Source organism: Pseudoxanthomonas sp. 97-1-1, from assembly GCF_057773125.1.
Window position 1 is genome coordinate 396,643 of sequence record NZ_JBYMTJ010000003.1, and the last position, 20,977, is coordinate 417,619.

17 protein-coding genes are annotated in these 20,977 nt (G+C 66.6%); 14 read left to right on the top strand and 3 right to left on the bottom strand.

Going from position 1 to position 20,977, the window contains the following annotated elements; translation table 11 throughout:
* The first annotated feature begins 8 nt into the window (after positions 1 to 8).
* The 6 genes from AC3DET_RS13725 (at position 9) to AC3DET_RS13750 (ending at position 8,832) form a co-directional block, all read left to right on the top strand.
* Positions 9 to 1,184: an SO2930 family diheme c-type cytochrome gene (locus AC3DET_RS13725; protein ID WP_488391983.1), complete on the top strand. Its 1,176-nt coding sequence runs from the start codon at positions 9 to 11 to the stop codon at positions 1,182 to 1,184.
* Positions 1,185 to 1,220: 36 nt separating this feature from the next.
* Positions 1,221 to 3,671: a TonB-dependent receptor gene (locus AC3DET_RS13730; RefSeq protein WP_488391984.1), complete on the top strand. Its 2,451-nt coding sequence runs from the start codon at positions 1,221 to 1,223 to the stop codon at positions 3,669 to 3,671.
* Positions 3,672 to 3,757: 86 nt separating this feature from the next.
* On the top strand, positions 3,758 to 5,863 hold the full coding sequence (recG, locus tag AC3DET_RS13735; protein WP_446538211.1) for an ATP-dependent DNA helicase RecG: 2,106 nt from the start codon (positions 3,758 to 3,760) through the stop codon (positions 5,861 to 5,863).
* A gap of 163 nt (positions 5,864 to 6,026) precedes the next feature.
* Positions 6,027 to 6,965 (top strand): nucleoside hydrolase, encoded by a 939-nt coding sequence (locus AC3DET_RS13740; protein WP_488391985.1) that lies wholly within the window; start codon positions 6,027 to 6,029, stop codon positions 6,963 to 6,965.
* A gap of 74 nt (positions 6,966 to 7,039) precedes the next feature.
* Positions 7,040 to 7,282, top strand: coding sequence for a type B 50S ribosomal protein L31 (locus AC3DET_RS13745; RefSeq protein ID WP_055940095.1), 243 nt, complete (start codon positions 7,040 to 7,042; stop codon positions 7,280 to 7,282).
* Positions 7,283 to 7,542: 260 nt separating this feature from the next.
* Positions 7,543 to 8,832 carry a citrate synthase gene (locus AC3DET_RS13750; protein ID WP_446538209.1) on the top strand — a complete coding sequence of 430 codons (1,290 nt, stop codon included), beginning with the start codon at positions 7,543 to 7,545 and terminating at the stop codon, positions 8,830 to 8,832.
* Between the two features lie 72 nt (positions 8,833 to 8,904).
* Here the strand turns inward: AC3DET_RS13750 and AC3DET_RS13755 are convergent, their stop codons facing one another.
* The 3 genes from AC3DET_RS13755 to AC3DET_RS13765 all read right to left on the bottom strand — a co-directional run bounded on the left by AC3DET_RS13755 (position 8,905) and on the right by AC3DET_RS13765 (position 13,238).
* Positions 8,905 to 9,939: an aldo/keto reductase gene (locus AC3DET_RS13755; protein ID WP_337731588.1), complete on the bottom strand. Its 1,035-nt coding sequence runs from the start codon at positions 9,937 to 9,939 to the stop codon at positions 8,905 to 8,907.
* A gap of 109 nt (positions 9,940 to 10,048) precedes the next feature.
* A complete protein-coding gene (locus AC3DET_RS13760) occupies positions 10,049 to 10,705 on the bottom strand; it encodes a hypothetical protein (RefSeq protein ID WP_446538207.1) in 657 nt (218 codons plus the stop codon).
* Positions 10,706 to 10,811: 106 nt separating this feature from the next.
* On the bottom strand, positions 10,812 to 13,238 hold the full coding sequence (locus AC3DET_RS13765) for a penicillin-binding protein 1A (protein ID WP_488391986.1): 2,427 nt from the start codon (positions 13,236 to 13,238) through the stop codon (positions 10,812 to 10,814).
* 216 nt (positions 13,239 to 13,454) lie between these two features.
* Between AC3DET_RS13765 and AC3DET_RS13770 the strand changes: the two genes are divergently transcribed.
* The 8 genes from AC3DET_RS13770 (at position 13,455) to AC3DET_RS13805 (ending at position 20,970) form a co-directional block, all read left to right on the top strand.
* Positions 13,455 to 14,513, top strand: coding sequence for a pilus assembly protein PilM (locus tag AC3DET_RS13770; RefSeq protein ID WP_337731585.1), 1,059 nt, complete (start codon positions 13,455 to 13,457; stop codon positions 14,511 to 14,513).
* Positions 14,513 to 15,289 (top strand): PilN domain-containing protein, encoded by a 777-nt coding sequence (locus AC3DET_RS13775; protein WP_488391987.1) that lies wholly within the window; start codon positions 14,513 to 14,515, stop codon positions 15,287 to 15,289. Before AC3DET_RS13770 ends, AC3DET_RS13775 begins: the two co-directional genes overlap by 1 nt.
* Complete coding sequence (locus AC3DET_RS13780; RefSeq protein ID WP_337731583.1) at positions 15,286 to 15,975, top strand: type IV pilus inner membrane component PilO; 690 nt, start codon at positions 15,286 to 15,288, stop codon at positions 15,973 to 15,975. Before AC3DET_RS13775 ends, AC3DET_RS13780 begins: the two co-directional genes overlap by 4 nt.
* Positions 15,972 to 16,499, top strand: a complete 528-nt coding sequence (locus AC3DET_RS13785) for a pilus assembly protein PilP (RefSeq protein WP_446538203.1) — start codon at positions 15,972 to 15,974, stop codon at positions 16,497 to 16,499. The genes AC3DET_RS13780 and AC3DET_RS13785 overlap by 4 nt, the downstream gene beginning before the upstream one ends.
* A gap of 14 nt (positions 16,500 to 16,513) precedes the next feature.
* The gene (locus AC3DET_RS13790; RefSeq protein ID WP_488391988.1) at positions 16,514 to 18,439 is read left to right on the top strand and encodes a type IV pilus secretin PilQ; all 1,926 of its coding nucleotides are present in this window, start codon (positions 16,514 to 16,516) and stop codon (positions 18,437 to 18,439) included.
* Between the two features lie 137 nt (positions 18,440 to 18,576).
* Positions 18,577 to 19,587 (top strand): AAA family ATPase, encoded by a 1,011-nt coding sequence (locus AC3DET_RS13795; RefSeq protein WP_488391989.1) that lies wholly within the window; start codon positions 18,577 to 18,579, stop codon positions 19,585 to 19,587.
* Positions 19,588 to 19,618: 31 nt separating this feature from the next.
* The gene (locus AC3DET_RS13800) at positions 19,619 to 20,515 is read left to right on the top strand and encodes a DUF58 domain-containing protein (protein WP_488391990.1); all 897 of its coding nucleotides are present in this window, start codon (positions 19,619 to 19,621) and stop codon (positions 20,513 to 20,515) included.
* A gap of 2 nt (positions 20,516 to 20,517) precedes the next feature.
* Entirely contained in the window at positions 20,518 to 20,970 is a 453-nt protein-coding gene (locus AC3DET_RS13805; RefSeq protein WP_488391991.1) for a DUF4381 domain-containing protein, read from the top strand.
* Positions 20,971 to 20,977: the final 7 nt, after the last annotated feature.

Consider the following 20,977-nt stretch of genomic DNA (forward strand, 5'->3'; position numbering starts at 1 on the left):
GAAGACGCATGCGGCATCGGTGCACGGCGTTCCTCCTGCTGCTGGCAGCGTGCCTGGCACTGGTCGCCTGCCAGCCTGCATCCCGTGTGCATTTCATTGCCGAGGGACAGCCGGCCTCGCTGGCGGAGTGGGGTGTGTTGCGGGTCGAAGACGGCTGGTTGCGCCTCAATGATGGCGTGGTGCCCTACGACCTCAATACGCCGTTGTTCAGCGATTACACGCACAAGCTGCGCACCGTCTGGATGCCGGTGGGCATGACGGCCACCTATCAGCCGGAACGGAGTTTCGACTTCCCGGTGGGCACTATCCTCAGCAAGACGTTCTACTACCCGTTGCCCGCCGGCAGGGCGTGGGATGGGAAATCGGTGGCGCGCACGCCGCCGTCATCGTCTTCGCTCGAAGGCGAAGCGCTGGACCTGTCGAAGGTCCGCCTGGTTGAAACCCGCCTGCTGGTGCACCGTGCGGAAGGCTGGGTCGCGCTTCCCTACGTGTGGAACGATGCCCAGACCGAGGCCACGCTGAAGCGCACCGGTGAGCTGGTCACGTTCGACCTGGTCGATGCACAGGGTGGCCGCGAAGTCGCGAACTACCAGGTGCCCGACCAGAACCAGTGCGGCGGCTGCCACATCACCGACAATAAGTCGCGCAAGCTGCTGCCGATCGGGCCGAAGGCCCGCCATCTCAACCGCGACTTCGACTACGCGGGTGGTCGCGACAACCAGTTGGCCCACCTCGCGCGGGTCGGCTATCTGGCCGGCGTACCCGCGCAGCCGCCGCGGCTGGCGGATGCGTCCGATGCGCGTGCTTCGCTCGACGCGCGTGCACGCGCCTATCTCGACATCAACTGCGGGCATTGCCACAGCGCCACCGGTCCGGCCATCACCTCCGGCCTGTGGCTGGATGCGGGCACGCAGGACCGTTTGAAGCTGGGTTTCTGCAAGCAGCCCATCGCCGCGGGCAAGGGCACCGGCAACCGGATGCACGACATCGTGCCAGGCAGCGCGGAGGAGTCCATCTTCGATTTCCGCATGGACAGCAACGATCCCGCGATCATGATGCCCGAGCTGGGCCGGTCGGTCGTCCACCGCGAGGGCGTCGAACTGATCCGCGCGTGGATCAATGCGCAGCCGGGAAGCTGCGATGCAGCGAATGAAACAGACATTCAACCGCCGCCGGCCGTCTGAAGCCGGTATCCGCACAACGCTTCTCGGGAGGGAGTGATGAAAGTGATGCAACGGAATCTGGTCGTGGGTCTGCGTCGCGCACTGTTCGGCGGCTGTGTGGTGCTGGGCACGGGCGGCACGGCCTGGGCGCAGGCCACGCCCGAGGGCGAGCAGCAGGCGACCGACCTGGACACCATCACCGTGACCGCGCAGAGCCGTTCGCAGGAGCTCCAGGACGTGCCGATCGCATTGCAGGTAGTGGATCAGCAACTGCTCGACGACGTGGCGGCCGAGAACCTCGGTGACATCGATGCGTTCGTGCCTGGCCTGGTGGTGGATGCCGTGCAGCCCACGCAACCTTCGTTCCGCCTGCGTGGCGTGGAGACCAGCGACTTCGGCATCGGGACCGATCCGGCGGTCGGCATATTCGTGGATGGCGTGTACGGCGGTCGCGGCGGCGGCGTGTTGCTGCCGTTCCTCGATGTCGAGCGCATCGAGGTATTGAAAGGCCCGCAAGGCACGCTGTTCGGCCGCAACACGGCGGCGGGTGCGATTTCGCTGGTGACGCGCCGGCCACAGGACGAAACCGAGGCGCGCCTGCGGTTGCGGTTGGGGAACTACGGCAAGCAGTACGCCGATGCGATGTGGAACATCCCTACCAGCGAGACATCCGCGCTGCGCGTGAACGCCTTGTTCAACCACAGCGACGGCTGGTTCCAGGACGGCGCCACCGGCAAGGACCTGGGGGGAGAGAACGTGTGGGCGGCGCGCGCAGCCTGGCAGGTCCGCATAGGCGAGAACACCACCGCCCTGGTCAGCTGGGACCACGAGAGCCTGGACCAGAACGGCCGTGTGACCACCGGGATCGTGCCGTTGCCGGCCTACCCGCAGCGCCCCCCGGTGCCCGTGGATCCGGACGACTACTTCGACCCGCGCGAGGTGCCGACCTACAGCGATGCGGAGAACGCCGAATGGCGCACGTTCGACGGCGTCACCCTGATCGTCGACCACGCGTTCACCTGGGGCAACCTGACGTCGACCTCGTCGTGGCGGCAATACGATTCGCTGAACCAGACCGAGGAGGACGGCACCAACCGGGCCGACCTGTACATCGATTCGGTCAACACCGAAAGCAACGAGACGTTCTACCAGGAGTTCAAGTTCGCCGGCAGCAACGCGCGCCTGGACTGGGTGGCCGGTGCCAGCTTCTTCAAGGAGGATGCCGACCAGACCAGCGAGGTCAACACGAATACCGAGGCGGTGGACAACATCGTGCGCAACCTCGGTATCGCACCGACGCCGGATGGCAGCCTGTTCGGGTTCACTTCGTTCCTGGCCCAGACCGTGGGCATCCCCGTCTCGCTGGTCGGCGACCGCTGGAACGAGCGTTTCACCAATACGTTGTCGACCACCGCGTACGCCGCCTTCGGTGACGTGATCTGGCGCGCGTCCGACAAGCTCAACCTGACCTTCGGCCTGCGCTACACGCGCGACGAGAAGGATTTCACCTGGCTCAACACGCCACGCAATGCACCCGAGCTGGAGGGCAAGCTGGATATGCTGGAATCGCTCGGGTTCTTCGCTGCGCTGGAGCAGATGGGAATTCCGATCACGCGTGAACTGCTGACCTTCGACATGGCGTTCATCGATCCGCCGGCCATGGTGAACAAGGGCGTTCTGGTGCGCGACAAGCGCAGCTGGAGCGATTTCAGCCCGCGCTTCGTCGTGGACTACCACGTCAACGACAGGACGATGGTGTTCGGTTCGCTGGCCAAGGGCTACAAGGCCGGTGGCTTCAATGCACTGCAGATCGGCCCCGCGTTCGAGAACGAGGATGTATGGAACCTGGAGGCCGGCATCAAGCAGTCCTTCGGCCGCTTTTCGTACAACGCATCGCTGTTCCATTATCGCTACGACAACCGGCAGTCGATCCGGCTGATCGATCCTGACCCGAACAATCCGGTCGACATCCCGCGCTTCGTGTTCGATACCGGCGACCTCGAAGCGACCGGCATCGATTTCGACATGCGCTGGAAAGTGACGGATGCATTCACGCTGGATGCGCAGGCAGAATGGATCGATTCCAAGTACAAAGATTACGTGACGCCGGAAGGCATCGACCTGGATGGCGAGCCCACCGGTGAGCCGCGGTTCACCGCGTCGATCGGCGCGGCGTATCGCGTGGACCTGGCCGGACACGGCGATCTGCGCTTCTCCGCACGCCATGCCTACCGCGGACGCAGCCGTTGCAATGCCGGCTCCGACCTGCAGGGCGACTGTGGCGTCAATGCGCTGCTCGATATCGGCGAAGCGCGTGACCGCACGGACATGCGTGTCGGCTGGACAGCGCCAAGCGGACATTGGAGCTGGGCGATCTATGGCAACAACGTGTTCGACAACCAGTACGTGAAGGGCCTGAACACCTACGGGCGCGGACCGCTGGGCGTGGTGGGCGCCACCATCAGCGAGCCGCGCACCTACGGCATGGAAATCGTCGTGAAGTTCTGAGCCGCGCGGAGACGCGCTGGACGTGGGCCCCGGCATCGTGAGGTGCCGGGGTTTTTGTTTCGGGCCGTTCCCGGCATCCTTGCGCCATGCCCGCGCGTCGTGAAGCCCCCCCCATCGATCTTTCCGCAGAACCCCTGAGCCGCCTGCCGGGCGTGGGGCCGCGCGTGGCGGAGAAGCTGGCCGCACGCGGACTGTCGACGATGCAGGACCTCTGGCTGCACCTGCCGCTGCGCTACGAGGATCGCACCGCGCTGACCCCGATCAGGCAACTGCAGCCCGGTGTGCCCGCGCAGGTCGAAGGTCGGGTCGAGGCCGTGGAGCGCGGCTTCCGCTACCGGCCCGTACTGCGCGTGGCCGTGGGCGACGAATCGCATGGCACGCTGGTGTTGCGTTTCTTCCACTTCCGCGCGGCGCAGGTGGCGCAGTTCGCCGTGGGCGCGCGCATCCGCTGCTACGGCACGCCCAAGCCGGGCCAGAACGGGCTGGAGATCGTGCATCCCAGTTACCGTGTGCTGGGCGATGACGACGAGATGGCATTGGGGGATGCCCTCGACCCGGTCTACCCGGCGGTCGATGGCATGGGACCGGCCACGCTGCGCAAGCTGATCGGGCAGGCGCTGGAGCGGCTGCCGGCCGCCGATGCGCTGGAACTCCTGCCCGCACCGCTGCTGGCAGGCCTGGGCCTGCCCTCGCTGCGCGACGCGTTGTTGACGATGCATCGTCCGCCGCGCAACGCCGACGTCGCAGCGCTCGCACTGGGCACGCATCCTGCGCAGCGCCGGCTGGCCATCGAGGAGTTGCTGGCCCATCACCTGAGCCTGCGTCGCCAGCGTCTGGCATTGCAGCAGCGCCACGCGCCCGCGCTGGCGGGGAAGGGCGCGCTGGCGAAAGCGCTGGTCAAGGCGTTGCCGTTCAAGCTGACGGGCGCGCAGCAGCGCGTGTTCGCGCAGATCCGCGAAGATGTCCGCAAGCCGTCGCCGATGTTGCGGCTGGTGCAGGGCGATGTGGGCAGCGGCAAGACCGTGGTGGCCGCGCTGGCGGGCATGCTCGCGGTGGAAGCGGGCAAGCAGGTGGCGCTGGCGGCGCCCACCGAGTTGCTGGCGGAGCAGCACCTCGCCAACCTGCGCGCGTGGCTCGAACCCTTGGGCGTGCGCGTGGCGTGGCTGGCCGGCAAGGTCACCGGCAAGGCGCGTGCGAACGTGCTGGCGCAGGTGGCGTCCGGTGAAGCGCAGGTGGTGGTGGGCACGCATGCGCTGATGCAGGAGGCGGTGACCTTCCACGACCTTGGCCTGGCCATCGTGGATGAGCAGCATCGTTTCGGCGTGCACCAGCGCCTGGCGCTGCGCGACAAGGGGGCGGGCGAGCACCATGTGCCGCACCAGTTGGTGATGACGGCCACGCCGATCCCCCGCACGCTGGCGATGGCGGCGTACGCGGATCTGGATGTATCGGCCATCGACGAACTGCCGCCGGGGCGCACACCCGTGCAGACCGTTGCGCTGAGCGCGGAGCGGCGGCCGGAACTGGTGGAACGCATCCGCACCGCCTGCGCCGAAGGGCGCCAGGCCTACTGGGTGTGCACGCTGATCGACGACAGCGACGAGGTCGTCGCGCAGGCGGCACAGACCACGTTCGAAACGCTGTCGGCCTCGCTGCCCGCGGCGCGCATCGCGCTGGTGCACGGGCGCATGAAGGCAGCGGACAAGCAGGACACGATGCGGCGCTTCAAGCAGGGCGAAGTGGACCTGCTGGTCGCGACGACGGTGATCGAAGTCGGCGTCGATGTGCCCAACGCGTCACTGATGATCATCGAGAACGCGGAGCGCCTGGGGCTGGCCCAATTGCACCAGTTGCGCGGTCGCGTCGGTCGCGGCGCGGCGGCGTCCACCTGCGTGCTGATGTACCAGCCGCCCCTGTCGATGATGGCCAAGCACCGGCTCGCGACGATGCGGCAGACAAACGACGGCTTCGTCATTGCGGAGAAGGATCTGGAACTGCGTGGCCCCGGCGAATTGCTCGGCACGCGACAGACAGGACTGGCGGCCTTCCGCGTAGCGGATCTGGCGCGTGATGCAGCCCTGCTGCCACAGGTACATGCGCTGGCTGAGCGGCTGCTCGCCGACGACCCAGGGGCGGCGGATCGCGTGATCCAGCGCTGGGTCGGCGGCGCGGCGCGGTACGCGTCCGCGTAGCCCGCTTCTTGTAGGAGGGGCTTCAGCCCCGAGGCTCTTCGGTCAGCCAACTGAAGCCAGATCGAAAGGCATCGGGGCTGAAGCCCCTCCTACAAGACGCGCATGCTTCCATGGCGCCGCCTGCGGTGCGAGACTCGGCGGCCGAGAAGACGAAGAGAAGACGATGACGGACAGGATTCCCCTGCTGATCGACACCGACCCCGGCGTCGACGATGCGTTGGCGTTATTAATGGCGTTCAATGATGCGCAGCACGACATCGTCGGCCTGACCATCGCGGCCGGCAACGTAGGCCTGCAGCACACCGTGCGCAATGCGCTGAAGCTGTGTGAAGTGGCCGGTCGCGGGGACATTCCCGTATTCGCCGGTGCGCCTGCGCCGCTGCTGCATCCATCGCCGGATGCGGGCTACGTGCATGGGCAGGATGGCTTCGGTGATGTCGGCTTCCCGCCGGCTGCGCGCCATGCGGAAGCCGAACACGCGGCGCTGGCGATCCTGCGCCTGTCGCACGAACACGCGGGCCGGCTGGTGCTGGTCGCACTGGGGCCGCTGACCAACATCGCGCTGGCGCTCAAGCTGGACCCCACGCTGCCCCGGCGGATCGCACGCTTCGTGGTAATGGGGGGTGCGGTGACCTGCCACGGGAACATCACGCCGGCGGCCGAGTTCAATTTCTTCTTCGATCCGGAAGCGGCGCACCTGGTACTCGAGGCGTTCGAGCGCTACGACCTGGCCGACTGGGAGGCCACCATCGCCCACGGTCTCCATCATGAGCGGGTGGCGGGCTGGCTGGAGGCGGATTCCGACCGCGCCCGCTTCTACGACCGCATTTCCGAGAAGACCCGCCTGTGGTCCGCCGACCGACGTGGCGACCACTGGTATGCGGCCGATGCCCTGGCCATGGCCTTCGTGCTGGCACCGGAGGGGGCGCTCGAACTGGCCGAACGGCCGCTGGCCATCGAACTGGCGGGTGTCCATGCCCGCGGGGCGTCCATCGTGGACTGGCGCCGGGAAGGCGGACGGCCCGACAAGGCCAATATCCTGCTGCGCTACGACCAGCAGCGGTTCGAGGCGTTGATCCAGGCGGCCCTGGCGGCGGTCTGAAGCGCGGGTTGCGCCGGACCGGGAGGGCGGTCTACAATGCCGCTCTTCCATTCCCGCGACACGGTGTGCCCGCCATGAAGGCCGACATCCATCCCAATTACCGCGAAGTCGTCTTCCACGACGTGACCTCCGATTTCAAGTTCCTGACCCGCTCCACGCTGGGCAGCAAGGAAACGACGAAGTGGGAAGACGGCAACGACTATCCGCTGATCAAGGTCGAAATCTCCTCGGCTTCGCACCCGTTCTACACGGGCAAGCACAAGGTCATCGACACCAGCGGCCGCATCGACAAGTTCCAGAAGCGCTACGCGCGCTGATCGAACCGTCGTTCGCCTGATCCGCCTGCGGCCGCGCCTAGTGCGCGGCCGTTCGCGTTTGCGCGTCCCCGATGATGCGCGGCGCCGGAACGCACGGTTGCGCCAGCGGCCTCATTCTTTGGTCTGACTTTGGTGCTGTATCGAGCGACGGCTCCAAACCCGCTGTGCGATAATTCGGGTCATCCAAGGTTCACTCCCTGGACTCCCGTCCCGCGCCGCCCGGCCTCCGGCCGGCGTTACCCCACGAAGGAGCGCACACTGTGTCCGAACTTGACCAGGTCACGCTGAATGCCGGCGACAAATCCGTCGTCCTGCCAGTCCTGAAACCCACGCTTGGCAACGACTGCGTCGACATTTCCAAGCTGACCAAGGAAACGGGTCTTTTCACCTACGACTCCGGTTTCACCGCTACCGCCAGTTGCAAGTCGGCCATCACCTACATCGATGGCGACAACGGCGTGCTGCTGTACCGCGGCTACCCCATCGAGCAACTGGCGCAGCATTCCAGCTTCCTGGAAGTGTCGTACCTGCTGATGAACGGCGAACTGCCGACCAAGGAAGAGTTCGCCGGCTTCGAGCACGAAGTCACGCATCACACGATGATGCATGAGTCGCTGAAGAACTTCCTGCACGGCTTCCACTACGACGCGCACCCGATGGCCATGCTGGCCGGCACGGTCGCCTCGCTGTCGGCGTTCTACCACGACACGCTGGACCTGGAAGATCCCGAGCAGCGCCGCCTGGCCGCCATCCGGCTGCTGGCGAAGATGCCGACCCTGGCCGCCGCTGCCTACCGCTACTCGATCGGCTGGCCGATCCGTTATCCGCGCAACAACCTCGAGTACGTCGACCGCTTCCTGCACATGATGTTCGAAGTGCCGAGCGAGCCGCTGGAACTCAATCCCGTGGTCGCCAAGGCGCTGGACCTGCTGTTCATCCTGCACGCCGATCACGAGCAGAATGCATCGACCTCGACGGTACGCCTGGTGGGTTCGACCGGTGCGAATCCGTACGCCTCGGTTGCCGCCGGCATCACCGCCTTGTGGGGCCCCGCGCATGGCGGCGCCAACGAGGCCGTGTTGAAGATGCTGGAGGAAATCGGCGATGCGAAGAACGTCGCTTCCGCCGTCGCCAAGGCCAAGGACAAGGAATCGGGTTTCCGCCTGATGGGCTTCGGCCACCGCGTCTACAAGAACTTCGATCCGCGCGCCAAGATCATCCGCGAGATGACCCACAAGGTGCTCGGCGAGCTGGGCGTCGACGATCCGCTGCTGGAAGTGGCGATGAGGCTGGAAGAAGCGGCGCTGAAGGACGAGTACTTCATCCAGCGCAAGCTGTACCCCAATGTCGATTTCTACAGCGGCATCATCTACAAGGCGCTGAAGATCCCGACCGAGATGTTCACCGTCATGTTCGCCATCGGCCGCACCGCCGGTTGGGTGTCGCACTGGCTGGAACAGCAGGTCGATCCGGAAGCCAAGATCGGCCGTCCGCGCCAGATCTACACCGGCTACGCACCGCGCGACTACGTGTCGGCCGACAAGCGCTGAGTGCTCCTGCCGTGCCACGAGAAAGGCCCCGCGAGGGGCCTTTTTCTTTGTGCGTAAGGCGCGGCACTGGGGTCAGCGCACTGGCACGTCCGGCAGGTCCAGCAGCGCCTCCTTGCCGCCGCGCAGGCGCGGGGCGGTCGCGGCGACGATGTCGTGCGGAAAGCCTGGCGGGATGGCGCTGGCTTCCTCCAGGCGCGCGCGCTGCGGTGCGCTCAAGGTGACCGCGGTTGCGGCCAGGTTGTCCGCCAGCTGTTCCGGCGTGCGGGGACCGATGATGGGCAACACGCCACGCCCCAGCACCCATGCGATGGCGATCTGGCCGGGCGGAAGGCCGGTTTCCTCAGCGACGGCAAGCACCGCATCGACCGTCGCCGTCTTGCGGGCGTCGCTCTCGCCGTGGATCACCACGCCCAGGCCCTGCGCGCGTCCGGTTTCACCCTTGCGGTACTTGCCTGTCAGCAACCCGCCACCAAGCGGCGACCAGCCCACGGTGCCCAGGCCGAAAGCGCGGGCCATCGGGAGCAGTTCGCGCTCCACGGTCCGTTCGACCAGGCTGTATTCCAGCTGCACGGCGGAGATGGGCGCCCAGCCGCGCAACTCGGCCAGGGTGGCGGCGGTCGCCACCCGCCAGGCGGGGAAGTCGGAGAGTCCCGCGTAGACGATCTTGCCGGCACGCACCAGCGCATCCAGTCCGCGCGCGATTTCCTCGACGGGCGTGTGGCCATCCGGCATGTGGACCCACAGCAGGTCGATACGGTCGGTCTTCAGGCGGCGCAGGCTGCCCTCGACCGACTGGATCATCGTCTTGCGGCTGTTGCCGGTCTCCTGCAGTCCGGCGTCGGCGCGCGCACCCAGCGAGAACTTGGTGGCCAGCACGAGCGCATCACGGTCGCCGGCAATGAACTCGCCAACCATCTCCTCGGACTGGCCGAACTGGTACTGGTCCGCGGTATCGATGAAGTTGCCCCCGGCATCGCGATAGCGGGCGTAGATCTGCGCCGCGTCCTCACGGTCGCTGCCGTAACCCCATCCTTTGCCGAAGTTGCCGGTGCCCAGCGCGAGTGTTGAAACGCGCAGGCCGGTGTTGCCGAAGACGCGGTAGCGCATGCCCCCCTCTCCCGACGATGCCGCCGCTGCATGGTGCGGGCGTGCGAAGCGGGAAGTGGACGCCGACCGGGCGGCGGCGTCTTGCACGGCGTTGCGCTTTGCCGCGCTCTCAGCGCTGCGGCGCGCCGGATTCGTAGCGGGCGATCTCCTCCTCCGCCAGCAACTGCCGCAACTGCGTGGCGGAGGCCCGCTTCATCGGCCTTTCGTCCACCGAGGACAAGGGCGCCTGGCGCAGCGCGTCGTGCGGCAGCACGGTGAGGTCGAAGCCCAGTTCCTCTGCGCTGAATACCCACACGGGCAGGTCCGCCACGCGCTCGCGGTCGAGGCGCAAGCGGCGTTCGCGCGGTTCGGCCGGGATGCGATGCTCTTCGAGGAAGCGGGTGACCGCATCCGGGTCGTCGCTGTGGACATGCATGTGGACGGGCGTGTTCGCATCGGCCGTGCCTTCCAGCACCGGGCCCACCAGGCGTGGCGAGAATCCCGACAGGAACTCCATCGCGCGCAGCGCGGCTTCGCGCCGCTGCCTCAGGCCCGCCGCATGCGCCTCGCCGACGAACAGGCGCTGGTACTCGCGCAGCGCGTCCTCGATCTCGCGGTTGCGGGGCAACGACGCATCGTCGTGGATGCCGAGCCGGTTGGCCGCCTTGAGCTTGGCCTGGTGGAAGTCGCGGATGCCGCCCTCGGCCATCAGCCGGGCAGCCTCGTGGGCAAGGCGCTGGCGGCGCTCGCGCGTGCGGGTTTCGGCGTGTTGACGGGCGTGGTGCATGGTGAGCCTCCGCGTCGAAACTGACCGCGAATGTACACCATGCGCCCGACGTGTCCATGACGGCGCCGAAGCGCCGTCGTGCGGTCTTCAGCGGCCAGGCGGACCGTCAGAAGATGTCGAACGCTTCCTCGTCCGGTACGGCATCTTCGGGGCCGTACAGGTCGTAGTCCTGGATGCGATCCATGTCTTCGACCTTCACCCATTCGGTCACGCCGTTCAGCGTGGCCTGCACCATGCCGTCGGGCGGATCGTTGAGCGCGACCGGCTTGTCCTTCAGCGCCACGCGCATGTAGTCGATCCAGATCGGCAGCGCGGCCTTGCCGCCGTATTCGCGATAGCCGAGCGACTGGAAGTTGTCGCGGCCCACCCACACCACGGTGGCGTACGTGCCGCCGAAGCCGCCGAACCATGCGTCCCGGTGGTCGTTGGTGGAGCCGGTCTTGCCGCCCACGTCTTCGCGCCCCAGCACCTTGGCTGCGGTGCCGGTGCCGCGCTGGACCACGTCGCGCATCATCGACACCAGCTGGTACGCGGTGCGCTCGTCGATGGCGCGCGGCGCCGTGACGGCATTCGGGTCGGCCGGCTTCACTTCTTCCGTAGGCTTCTGCGTAGCGGCGGCCGCGGCGGGCTTGGCGGCATCGGCAGGACCGAAGTTGAAGCCGTCCACCACCTGGCTGGACGGCGTACTGCCGCCATGCTGGCCCTGGCCGCACCCGCGACAGGCGACGGCCGGATTCTCCTTGAACACCACGTTGCCCTCGCGGTCCTTCACTTCGTCGATGAACCACGGCGTCACCCGCGAACCGCCATTGGCGAACACCGCATAACCCCGTGCCACGGAGAGCGGGGTCAGCGAGGCCGTGCCCAGCGACATCGACAGGTTCGGCGGCAGTTCGGCTTCCTCGAAGCCGAACTGGCTGATGTAGGTGCGCGCGAACGGCACGCCCATGCCGTCCAGCAGGCGCACCGACACCAGGTTTCGCGACTGCACGAGCGCTTCGCGCAGCCGCATCGGGCCGCGGAAGCCGCCGCCGTCGTTCTGCGGGCGCCACATGTGGCCGCGGCGGTCGCGGAACACGACCGGTGCGTCCAGCACGATGGACGCGGGATTGAAGCCCTTCTCGAACGCTGCCGCATACACGAACGGCTTGAAGCTGGAGCCCGGCTGGCGCCGCGCCTGGGTGGCACGGTTGAACTTGTTGCCGGCGAAGCTGTAGCCGCCCACCAGCGCGCGCAGGGCGCCGTTGTTCGCGTCCAGCGATACCAGCGCGGCCTGCGCGCGCGGGATCTGGTCGACCACATAGGTGCTTTCTTCCTTGCCGGCCTTGATGCGGGCCATGTCGCCGCGCTTGAACAGCTTGGCGGGCGTGCGACCGGTCCACTTGCTGGCGGCGGCAGGCAGGACGAGTTCCTTGCCATCCGCCATCACCACCGTCGCGCTGCCGTCAGCGGCAGTACGCGCCACCACCACCGGGATCATGCCGTTCTGCGCCGGCACGCCCCGCAGGTGCGCGGCCAGCGCGGTCGCATCCGCGTCGGCGCCCACGTCGAAATGCTGTTCAACGCCGTTCCATCCATGGCGGTGGTCGTACAGGCCCAGCCCGTCCCGTACCGCGTCATTGGCAGCAGCCTGCAGCGTGGCATCCAGCGTGGTGGTCACGTGGTAGCCCTTGGTCAGCGCCTCGGGCCCGAAGCGCGCGATCATCTCCTGGCGCACCATCTCGGTCACGTAGGGCGCATACACCTCGATCGGCCGCTCATGCGGCTTGGCGTGCATGGGCTCGGCCTTGGCCTGCGCGGCATCGGCGGCAGTGACGTAACCATCCTCGCGCATGCGTTCCACGACATAGGCGCTGCGCTGCTGGTTGCGGCCGGGATTGCTGATCGGATTGCCGCTGGACGGGAACTTCAATGCGCTGACGAGGGTGGCGGTCTCGGCCAGGGTCAGCTGGTCGAGCGTCTTGCCGTAGTAGTACTCGGCGGCGGCGGCCACGCCATAGGAGCGGTTCCCGAAGAAGCTCTTGTTGAGGTACAGCTCAAGGATCTCGTCCTTGGTCAGCATCTTCTCGATGCGGATGGCGAGCATCATCTCCACCAGCTTGCGGGTGTAGCTGTACTCGGAGCTGAGGAACCACTGCCGGGCCACCTGCTGGGTGATGGTGCTGCCGCCGGCCACGCGGCCTTCCTTGCGGCTGACGATCTGCCAGACGGCACGGGCGATACCCGTGGGGTCGATGCCGTTGTGCTCGTAGAACTTGCTGTCCTCGGCCGCGACGAAGGCCTGCTTGACCCGGGCCGGGACCTTGTCGATCTGGACGGGATAGCGCCGGATCTCGCCGTACAGCCCCATCAGCCGGCCGTCGCTGGCGTAGATGTAGAGGGGTTCCTGCAGTTCCACGTTCCGCAGGGACTGGACGTCCGGGACCTTGGACGAAACCGTGTAGTACAGCACCCCCAGACCGACCAGGCCGGCGAGGGCAAGTATCAGGAACGTGATGAGGGTCCAACGGAGAAGACGACGGAAACGGGACATCCAGTGCTTTCCGATTGCAGAATTCGTAGCGGCAGAGTATAGATGACCGCCGGGATCACCACGGGTGATCCCAAGGGGAACAGGGACTTGGGGAACAACCCTCGTGAAACGTGACAAGCCGCACAGCCACGTCAACGTCGGTTGCCAAGAGTAAAAACTTGGTTATTAATGTCGGCGCGTGTCGTGCGCCCAGTGCCCGTCGGAAGGGGAAAGACCGTGGGGCTAATCCCAAAAAGCCAGTCGTCGCTGATCGGCGTCGATATCAGTTCGACTGCGGTAAAGCTGCTGCAGCTCTCGCGTGTGGGCAACCGTTACCGGGTTGAGCACTACGCCGTCGAGCCGCTGCCGCCCAATGCCGTGGTCGAGAAGAACATCGTCGAGGTGGAAGCCGTCGGCGAAGCCATCCGTCGCGCAGTGAACCGCGCCGGCAGCAAGGCCAAGCACGCCGCTGCCGCAGTGGCCGGATCCGCGGTGATCACCAAGATCATCCCGATGCCCGCCGACCTGGACGAGAACGATCTGGAGGCCCAGGTCGAGCTCGAGGCCGTCAACTACATCCCGTATCCCATCGAGGAAGTGAACATCGACTTCGAGGTGCTGGGCGCCATGCCCAACAACCCGGAGATGGTGCAGGTGCTGTTGGCCGCCTCGCGTTCGGAGAACGTGGAGCTGCGGCAGTCCGCGCTGGAACTCGGGGGCCTGACCGCCAAGGTCATGGACGTGGAAGCCTTCGCGGTGGAGAACGCCTTCGCCCTGATGGCCAACGACCTGCCCGTGCCGCAGGACGGTGTGGTGGCGCTGGTCGACATCGGCGCCACGATGACCACGCTGAACGTCCTGCGCCGTGGCCGCAGCCTCTACAGCCGCGAACAGGTGTTCGGCGGCAAGCAGCTGACCGACGAAGTCATGCGCCGCTATGGGCTGACCTACGAGGAAGCCGGCCTGGCGAAGCGCCAGGGTGGCCTGCCCGAAAGCTACGAAGTCGAAGTGCTGGAGCCTTTCAAGGAGGCGACGGTCCAGCAGATCAGCCGCCTGCTGCAGTTCTTCTACGCGGGCAGTGAATTCAACCGCGTCGACCAGATCGTCCTGGCAGGCGGTTGCGCCGCACTGGCCGGCTTGCCGGAGATGGTGGAAGAGCAACTGGGCGTACCCACCGTGGTCGCCAACCCGCTGGCGCAGATGACCCTCGGCCCGCGCGTGCAGGCACATGCGCTGGCCCAGGACGCTCCCGCGCTGATGATCGCCACCGGCCTGGCTTTGAGGAGCTTCGACTGATGGCAAGAATCAACCTACTCCCGTGGCGCGCCGAGCGCCGCGCCCAGCGGCAGCGCGAATTCTACGTGATGCTGGGTGCAGCGGCGATCGCGGGCCTGCTGCTGTCCTTCCTGCTGTGGTTCCACTACGACGGCCAGGTATCCGGCCAGACCAAGCGCAATGACTTCCTCAAGGATGAGATTGCCAAGGTCCAGGCGCAGAACAAGGAAATCGAGCGCCTCGACGAGCAGAAGCGCCGCCTGCTGGCCCGCAAGGACGTCATCGAGAAACTGCAGGCCAACCGTTCGCAGATGGTGCACCTGTTCGACTCGCTGGTGCGGACCATTCCGGACGGCGTGATGCTGGCCAACATCAAGCAGGAAGGCGAAGTGCTGACGCTGCAGGGGCGCGCGCAATCCAACGCGCGTGTCAGTACCTACATGCGCAACCTGGAAACGTCCGGCTGGATGACCAAGCCTGAACTGTCGATCATCGAAGCCAAGCCGGAAGAGGTCAAAACGCTGACCAATACCGGTGCAGGCAGCGCGCTGCCGTACGTGTTCACGCTCCAGGTGCGGTTGGCGAATCCGACGGCGGAACAGGAAGCGGAAAGCGCCGCTGCCGGCGCTGCACCTGCCGACCCGAACGCCCCGGCCACGACCCCTGCTCCGGCAGCGCCGCTGGAGGGGCAGCCGTCGGCACCCGCGCCCGCCACACCCGCCGCGCCTGCGCCCGCCACCCCGACACCGGCCGCGCCCGCAGTCAGTTCGCCCCAGGCTTCCGGGAGCAACACATGAGCCAGAAGACGTCGCTCAAGAACCTGGACATCAACAACATCGGTGCATGGCCGCAGAACGCCAAGATCGGATTCTGCGTGGTGCTCTCCCTGTTCATCCTTGTCCTGTCCTACTTCCTCTTCGTCAAGGGGAAAGTGGAGACGCTGGATTCGCTCGAGCAGGAAGAGGTGCGCCTGCGCCAGGACTTCGAGAAGGAGCAGGCCAAGGCCGCCAACCTCGAACCCCTGAAGCAGCAGTTGGCCCAGATGGAGCAGGTGCTCCAGCAGATGCTGCGCCAGTTGCCCAGCAAGACGGAAATGCCCGACCTGATCATCGACATCTCGCAGACCGCGCTGTCCAGCGGCCTGACCAACGAGCTGTTCCAGCCGGAGCCCGAAACGCTGAAGGAGTTCTACGCCGAGAAGCCGATCCAGCTGCGCATGGTGGGCAACTACCATCAGTTCGGTGCCTTCGTCAGTGGCGTTGCATCGCTGCCGCGGGTGGTGATCCTGACCATGCACGACATCTCGCTGCAACCGAAGGAAGGCAAGGGCGGCATCAATCGCGGCGCCCTGGAGCTCTCGGGCACGGTGAAGACGTATCGCTACCTGGATGAAACCGAGGTTGCGGAGCAGGAGGCCGCGGCGGCTGAAGCTGCCAAGGCGAGCGGCAAGGGCAAGGCGCCCGCAGCGGGAGGGCAGCAATGATGCGCGGCAACTGGCACTTCATGATCCTGGCTGCGGTCGTGCTGACGTCCGGCTGCGCCCGCGGCATCACCAGCACGCCCGGGGATGCGCCGAATCTGCAGACCTGGGTGGAAGACGTGCGCGCCCGTCCCGCACCACCGCTTGAACCGCTGCCCGTGATGCAGCAGTTCGAAACCTTCGAATACGCGGCGCAGACGCTGCGGGATCCTTTCAGCAACGCCTGGAGCAATACCGATGGCGGCGGGCTGCGGCCGGATCCTGACCGGCGCAAGGAAACACTGGAGCAGTACCCGCTGGACAGCCTCGACATGGTCGGCACGCTCGGCAAGGGGGCAGGTCTGGTGGCACTGGTGATGGGACCCGACAAGGTCACCTACCGGGTACGTCCGGGGAACTACCTGGGGCAGAGCGATGGCCGGGTCACCTCGGTCCGCGAAGATGGCTTGGAACTTGTCGAACTAGTGCCGGATGGCGCAGGCGGATGGCTGGAACGGCCGGCGTCGATTGCGCTTGAAGATCAATGATTGGGGGATACACGATGACCGCTACGAATGCCCACCGCCCGCGGCCGTCCCGGCGCCTGGCTACTTTCCGGGTCTGCTCTCTTGGGCTGGCCATCGGCCTGCTTGCGGCTGCCAATGCCGCGGGCGCCGCGTCGCCAACGCCACCGGCCACGTCCCCCGCCACCGTCGCGACGCCTGCGTCCTCAGTTTCGGTGTCGAACATCGACTTCCGTCGCGGCGAAGATGGCTCGGGTCGGCTGATCGTCAAGTTCGATGGCCAGGGTGCTGCCCCGGACCTGCGCAACCAGGGCGACAGCGTTGTGGTGAATGTCGGCAACGCGACACTGCCCGCTTCACTGCAGAAGCCGCTCAACGTGGTCGATTTCGCCACGCCCGTGCAGCGTGTCGAAGCGCAGAGCAAGGGCGGAGGAACGCAACTGGTGCTCAGCACCCACGGTGATTTCGAATCGCTGGCCTACCAGTCGGGCAACGAGTACGTCGTGGAGATCGTGCCGCGCGCCGGACAGAAGGCCGTGGGCGGTGCGAATGCCACCTCCGGGACCAGTGCTTCGGCCGTCGTCGCGGCAGCGCAGAAAGTGGCCTCCGAGGCACGCCGCTACAGTGGCCGCCCGGTGACGTTCAACTTCCAGGACGTGCCCGTGCGCACGGTGCTGCAGCTGATCGCCGAAGAGTCGAATCTCAACATCGTCGCGTCCGACACCGTCCAGGGCAACGTCACGTTGCGCCTGGTCAACGTGCCGTGGGACCAGGCGCTGGACATCGTGTTGCGCGCCAAGGGCCTGGACAAGCGCCGTGATGGCGCCGTGGTCTGGGTCGCTCCGCAGCCCGAACTGGCCAAGTTCGAGCAGGACAAGGAAGACGCGCGCATCGCGATCGAGAACCGCGAGGACATGGTCACCGACTACGTCCAGATCAACTATCACAGCGCCGCCGCGATCTTCAAGGCATTGACCGAAGCCAAGGGGATCGGCAACCAGAACAACGGTGGCGGTGGAGGTGGCGGTAGCGGTGGCCGGGACCAGGAGAACGGTTTCCTCTCCCCGCGCGGTCGCCTCGTCGCCGACGAGCGCACCAACATGCTGATGATCAGCGACATCCCGAAGAAGGTCGCGCAGATGCGCGAGCTGATCTCGATGATCGATCGTCCCGTTGACCAGGTGTTGATCGAAGGCCGCATCGTCATTGCAAGCGACACCTTCGCCCGCGATCTCGGTGCGCGGTTCGGCATCAATGGCCGCCGCTCCGGTGATCGCACACAGATCATCGGCGGCAACATCGCGGACAATGTCAATGTCGGCAACGGCGACGACCGCGAGTTGCCGCGCGACCTCAATGTCAACCTGCCTGCAGGCGGCTTCACCCAGTCGGCCGCTGGCGCGATCGCGTACACGCTGCTGGGTCGCAACTTCGATCTGGACATCGAGCTGTCGGCGATGCAGGAAGAAGGTCGCGGTGAGGTGATCTCCAATCCTCGCCTGGTGACGGCCAACCAGCGCGAGGGTGTCATCCGGCAGGGCAAGGAAATCGGCTACGTCACGATCACCGCCGGCCAGGGTGGCGTCGCCACGCCGAACGTGCAGTTCAAGGAAGCGTTGCTGGAAATGAAGGTCATGCCGACCATCACCAACGACAATCGCGTTTTCCTGAACCTGAACGTCAAGAAGGATGAGGTGGCGGAGCTGATCACGCTCGAAGGCTATGGCACCGTTCCGACGATCGACAAGCGCGAAATCAACACGGCGGTGCTGGTCGAGGATGGCCAGACCGTCGTGATCGGTGGCGTGTACGAGTTCGCCGACCGCAGCAGCGTGGCGAAGGTGCCGTTCCTCGGCGACATCCCGTTCTTGGGCAACCTGTTCAAGAAGAAGGGACGCAGCAAGGAAAAGGCGGAGTTGCTGATCTTCATCACGCCGAAGGTATTGTCGGTTACCAAGCGCTGACGCGTCGCGCTCATCGCATCATCGAAACGGGCCGCGATTGCGGCCCGTTTCGTTTCTTCCCACCTGCGGCTGAATTCGGTTCCGATCCGTTGTTCCCTGCGGGAACCGCCATGGCAAACTGCGGTCACAGGCACGCCATGCCTTCCGGAACGCCCATGGATCATCCGTCTCAGGACACCCGTACGCTGTTCGATCGCTTCATCGCGTTGCGCGAGAACCTCTCCCGGACCATCGTCGGCCAATCCGCGCTGGTCGAGCGGCTGTTGATCGCGTTGCTGGCCGATGGGCACCTGCTTGTCGAGGGCGCCCCGGGACTTGCGAAGACGACGGCCATCCGCGCGTTGGCGTCGCGGCTGCAGGCGGACTTCGCGCGCGTGCAGTTCACGCCGGACCTGCTGCCCGCCGACCTCACCGGTACCGAGGTCTGGCGACCGCAGGATGGCCGGTTCGAATTCCAGCCCGGACCGGTTTTCCACCCCTTGCTGCTGGCCGATGAAATCAATCGCGCGCCGGCCAAGGTCCAGTCGGCATTGCTGGAAGCCATGGGCGAACGCCAGGTGACAGTGGGTCGGCATACCTACCCGTTGCCGGCACTGTTCCTGGTGATGGCCACGCAGAATCCGATCGAGCAGGAAGGCACTTTCCCGTTGCCGGAGGCGCAGCTGGACCGTTTCCTCATGCACGTGAAGATCGGTTACCCCGAGGCGGCGGCGGAGGCCGACATCCTGCGGCTGGCACGTGATCGCGCGCGGGAACAGATGCAGTCTGTCCCGGCGGCGGTCGAGCGCATGCCGCTGGAGGATGTCTTCAGTGCGAGGGCACAGGTGCTGGACCTGCACCTGGCACCCGCACTGGAACGCTATCTGATCGAACTGGTCCTCGCCTCGCGTGATGCCGCGCGCTACGACGCGACGCTGGCGCGGCGGATTGCCTGGGGCGCGAGCCCGCGGGGTTCCATCGCGCTGGAGCGCTGCGCACGTGCGCGCGCCTGGCTGGCGGGCCGCGACTACGTGACGCCCGACGACATCCGCGCCATCGCGCCGGATGTGCTGCGCCACCGGGTGTTGCCGAGTTACGAGGCGACGGCCGAGGGCTGGGATGGCGATCGCCTGGTGAAGGCGTTGCTCGACGTGGTCCCGCTGCCCTGAGCGCCTGCGCGAACGTCCGCACGGCATGCCCATGAGCGAAGGCATCGTACCCACCCTTGCCGAGTTGATCGCGTTGCGGGCCAGCGCGCAGCGACGACCTCCGGCGCGGCGCGGACGGCATTCCATCACCGGGCCCGCCGCCTCGCCCTTGCGCGGGCGCGGCATGGAATATGCGGAATCCCGCGAGTACGTGGCGGGCGACGATGTCCGCCACATCGACTGGCGACTGACGGCGCGCAGCGGGCGCACGCATACCAAACTGTTCCAGGCCGAACGCGAACGCCTGACGCTGATCGTGGCCGACACGTCGCCCCTGCTGTACTTCGGCACGCGCACGCGCTTCAAGTCGGTACAGGCCGCGCGTGCCGGCGCGGTGGCGGCGTGGCAGGCCGTGCGCGACGGCGATCGCCTGGCGATCGTGCGGGGCAGCATGACCGAAGCGCCTGTTCCGCCCGCATCGGGTACGCGTGGAGCGTTGCGTGTCCTCGATGCGCTGGTGCGCTGGTATACGGCGCCACCGCCGGAGGATCTCGGGTTGGCGTTCGCGCTCGACCACGCGGCGCGCCTGCTGCGACCGGGCTCGCGCCTGCTGGTGCTGGCCGATCCCCACAGCCTGGCCACCATCCCGGAGACGCGGTGGCCGGCACTGGCCGCGCATCATGACGTGGTCGTGCTCTTGCTGACCGATCCGCTGGAGACGGATCCGCCAACGCAGCGCCTTCCCTTCGTCACCGGAAGCCAGCGCGTGGAGCTCGATCTTGCCAGCACCGCGCAACGCGACGCGTGGCGTGCCGAGTTCGAGCAGCCCCTCGATCGCGCGCTCGATCGTCTGCCTGCACGCGGCGTGGAAGTAAGGACGCTGTCCACCGATGCGGACAGCGACGCGTGGCTCGTCGCGCTGGGCCGCGCGCAGCCGCAGGTGGCCTGAGCATGGGCATGGCGACGCTGGTGTTGCGTGATGTGCATGTCCCGGCGTCGCCGTCGTGGTGGCCGCTGGCGCCGGGCTGGTGGTTGTTGATCGCTGTCGTCCTGCTGCTCATTGTCGGCGCGATGGCATGGCGACTGCATCGCCATCGACGTCGCCAGGCATGGCAACGCTGGTTCGATGCGACGAACGAGGAAACATCGCCTGCCGGACAGGTGGCCGCGATGTCGGAGCTGCTGCGGCGTGCCGCGCGCCGCCTGGATGCTTCGGCGGACCGGCTGGAAGGCGAGGCATGGTTGCGTTTCCTTGATGGTGGACACGGCCACGCGTTCACGCAGGGGCCCGGCCGCCTGTTGCTGGAGGGCGGTTACCGCCGCGACGTGGACGCGGCCGAGTTGGCTGCAGCGCGCACCGTCGCGCGCGCGCGCTTCCTCGAACTGATGGCGGGTTCGCGTTGAGCGGTTC

Coding starts and splice junctions, on each gene's coding strand:
- AC3DET_RS13725 (WP_488391983.1), top strand. CDS start 9: ATGCGGCATCGGTGCACGGCGTTCCTCCTGCTGCTGGCAGCGTGCCTG.
- AC3DET_RS13730 (WP_488391984.1), top strand. CDS start 1,221: ATGAAAGTGATGCAACGGAATCTGGTCGTGGGTCTGCGTCGCGCACTG.
- recG (WP_446538211.1), top strand. CDS start 3,758: ATGCCCGCGCGTCGTGAAGCCCCCCCCATCGATCTTTCCGCAGAACCC.
- AC3DET_RS13740 (WP_488391985.1), top strand. CDS start 6,027: ATGACGGACAGGATTCCCCTGCTGATCGACACCGACCCCGGCGTCGAC.
- AC3DET_RS13745 (WP_055940095.1), top strand. CDS start 7,040: ATGAAGGCCGACATCCATCCCAATTACCGCGAAGTCGTCTTCCACGAC.
- AC3DET_RS13755 (WP_337731588.1), bottom strand. CDS start 9,939: ATGCGCTACCGCGTCTTCGGCAACACCGGCCTGCGCGTTTCAACACTC.
- AC3DET_RS13760 (WP_446538207.1), bottom strand. CDS start 10,705: ATGCACCACGCCCGTCAACACGCCGAAACCCGCACGCGCGAGCGCCGC.
- AC3DET_RS13765 (WP_488391986.1), bottom strand. CDS start 13,238: ATGTCCCGTTTCCGTCGTCTTCTCCGTTGGACCCTCATCACGTTCCTG.
- AC3DET_RS13775 (WP_488391987.1), top strand. CDS start 14,513: ATGGCAAGAATCAACCTACTCCCGTGGCGCGCCGAGCGCCGCGCCCAG.
- AC3DET_RS13780 (WP_337731583.1), top strand. CDS start 15,286: ATGAGCCAGAAGACGTCGCTCAAGAACCTGGACATCAACAACATCGGT.
- AC3DET_RS13785 (WP_446538203.1), top strand. CDS start 15,972: ATGATGCGCGGCAACTGGCACTTCATGATCCTGGCTGCGGTCGTGCTG.
- AC3DET_RS13790 (WP_488391988.1), top strand. CDS start 16,514: ATGACCGCTACGAATGCCCACCGCCCGCGGCCGTCCCGGCGCCTGGCT.
- AC3DET_RS13795 (WP_488391989.1), top strand. CDS start 18,577: ATGCCTTCCGGAACGCCCATGGATCATCCGTCTCAGGACACCCGTACG.
- AC3DET_RS13800 (WP_488391990.1), top strand. CDS start 19,619: ATGAGCGAAGGCATCGTACCCACCCTTGCCGAGTTGATCGCGTTGCGG.
- AC3DET_RS13805 (WP_488391991.1), top strand. CDS start 20,518: ATGGGCATGGCGACGCTGGTGTTGCGTGATGTGCATGTCCCGGCGTCG.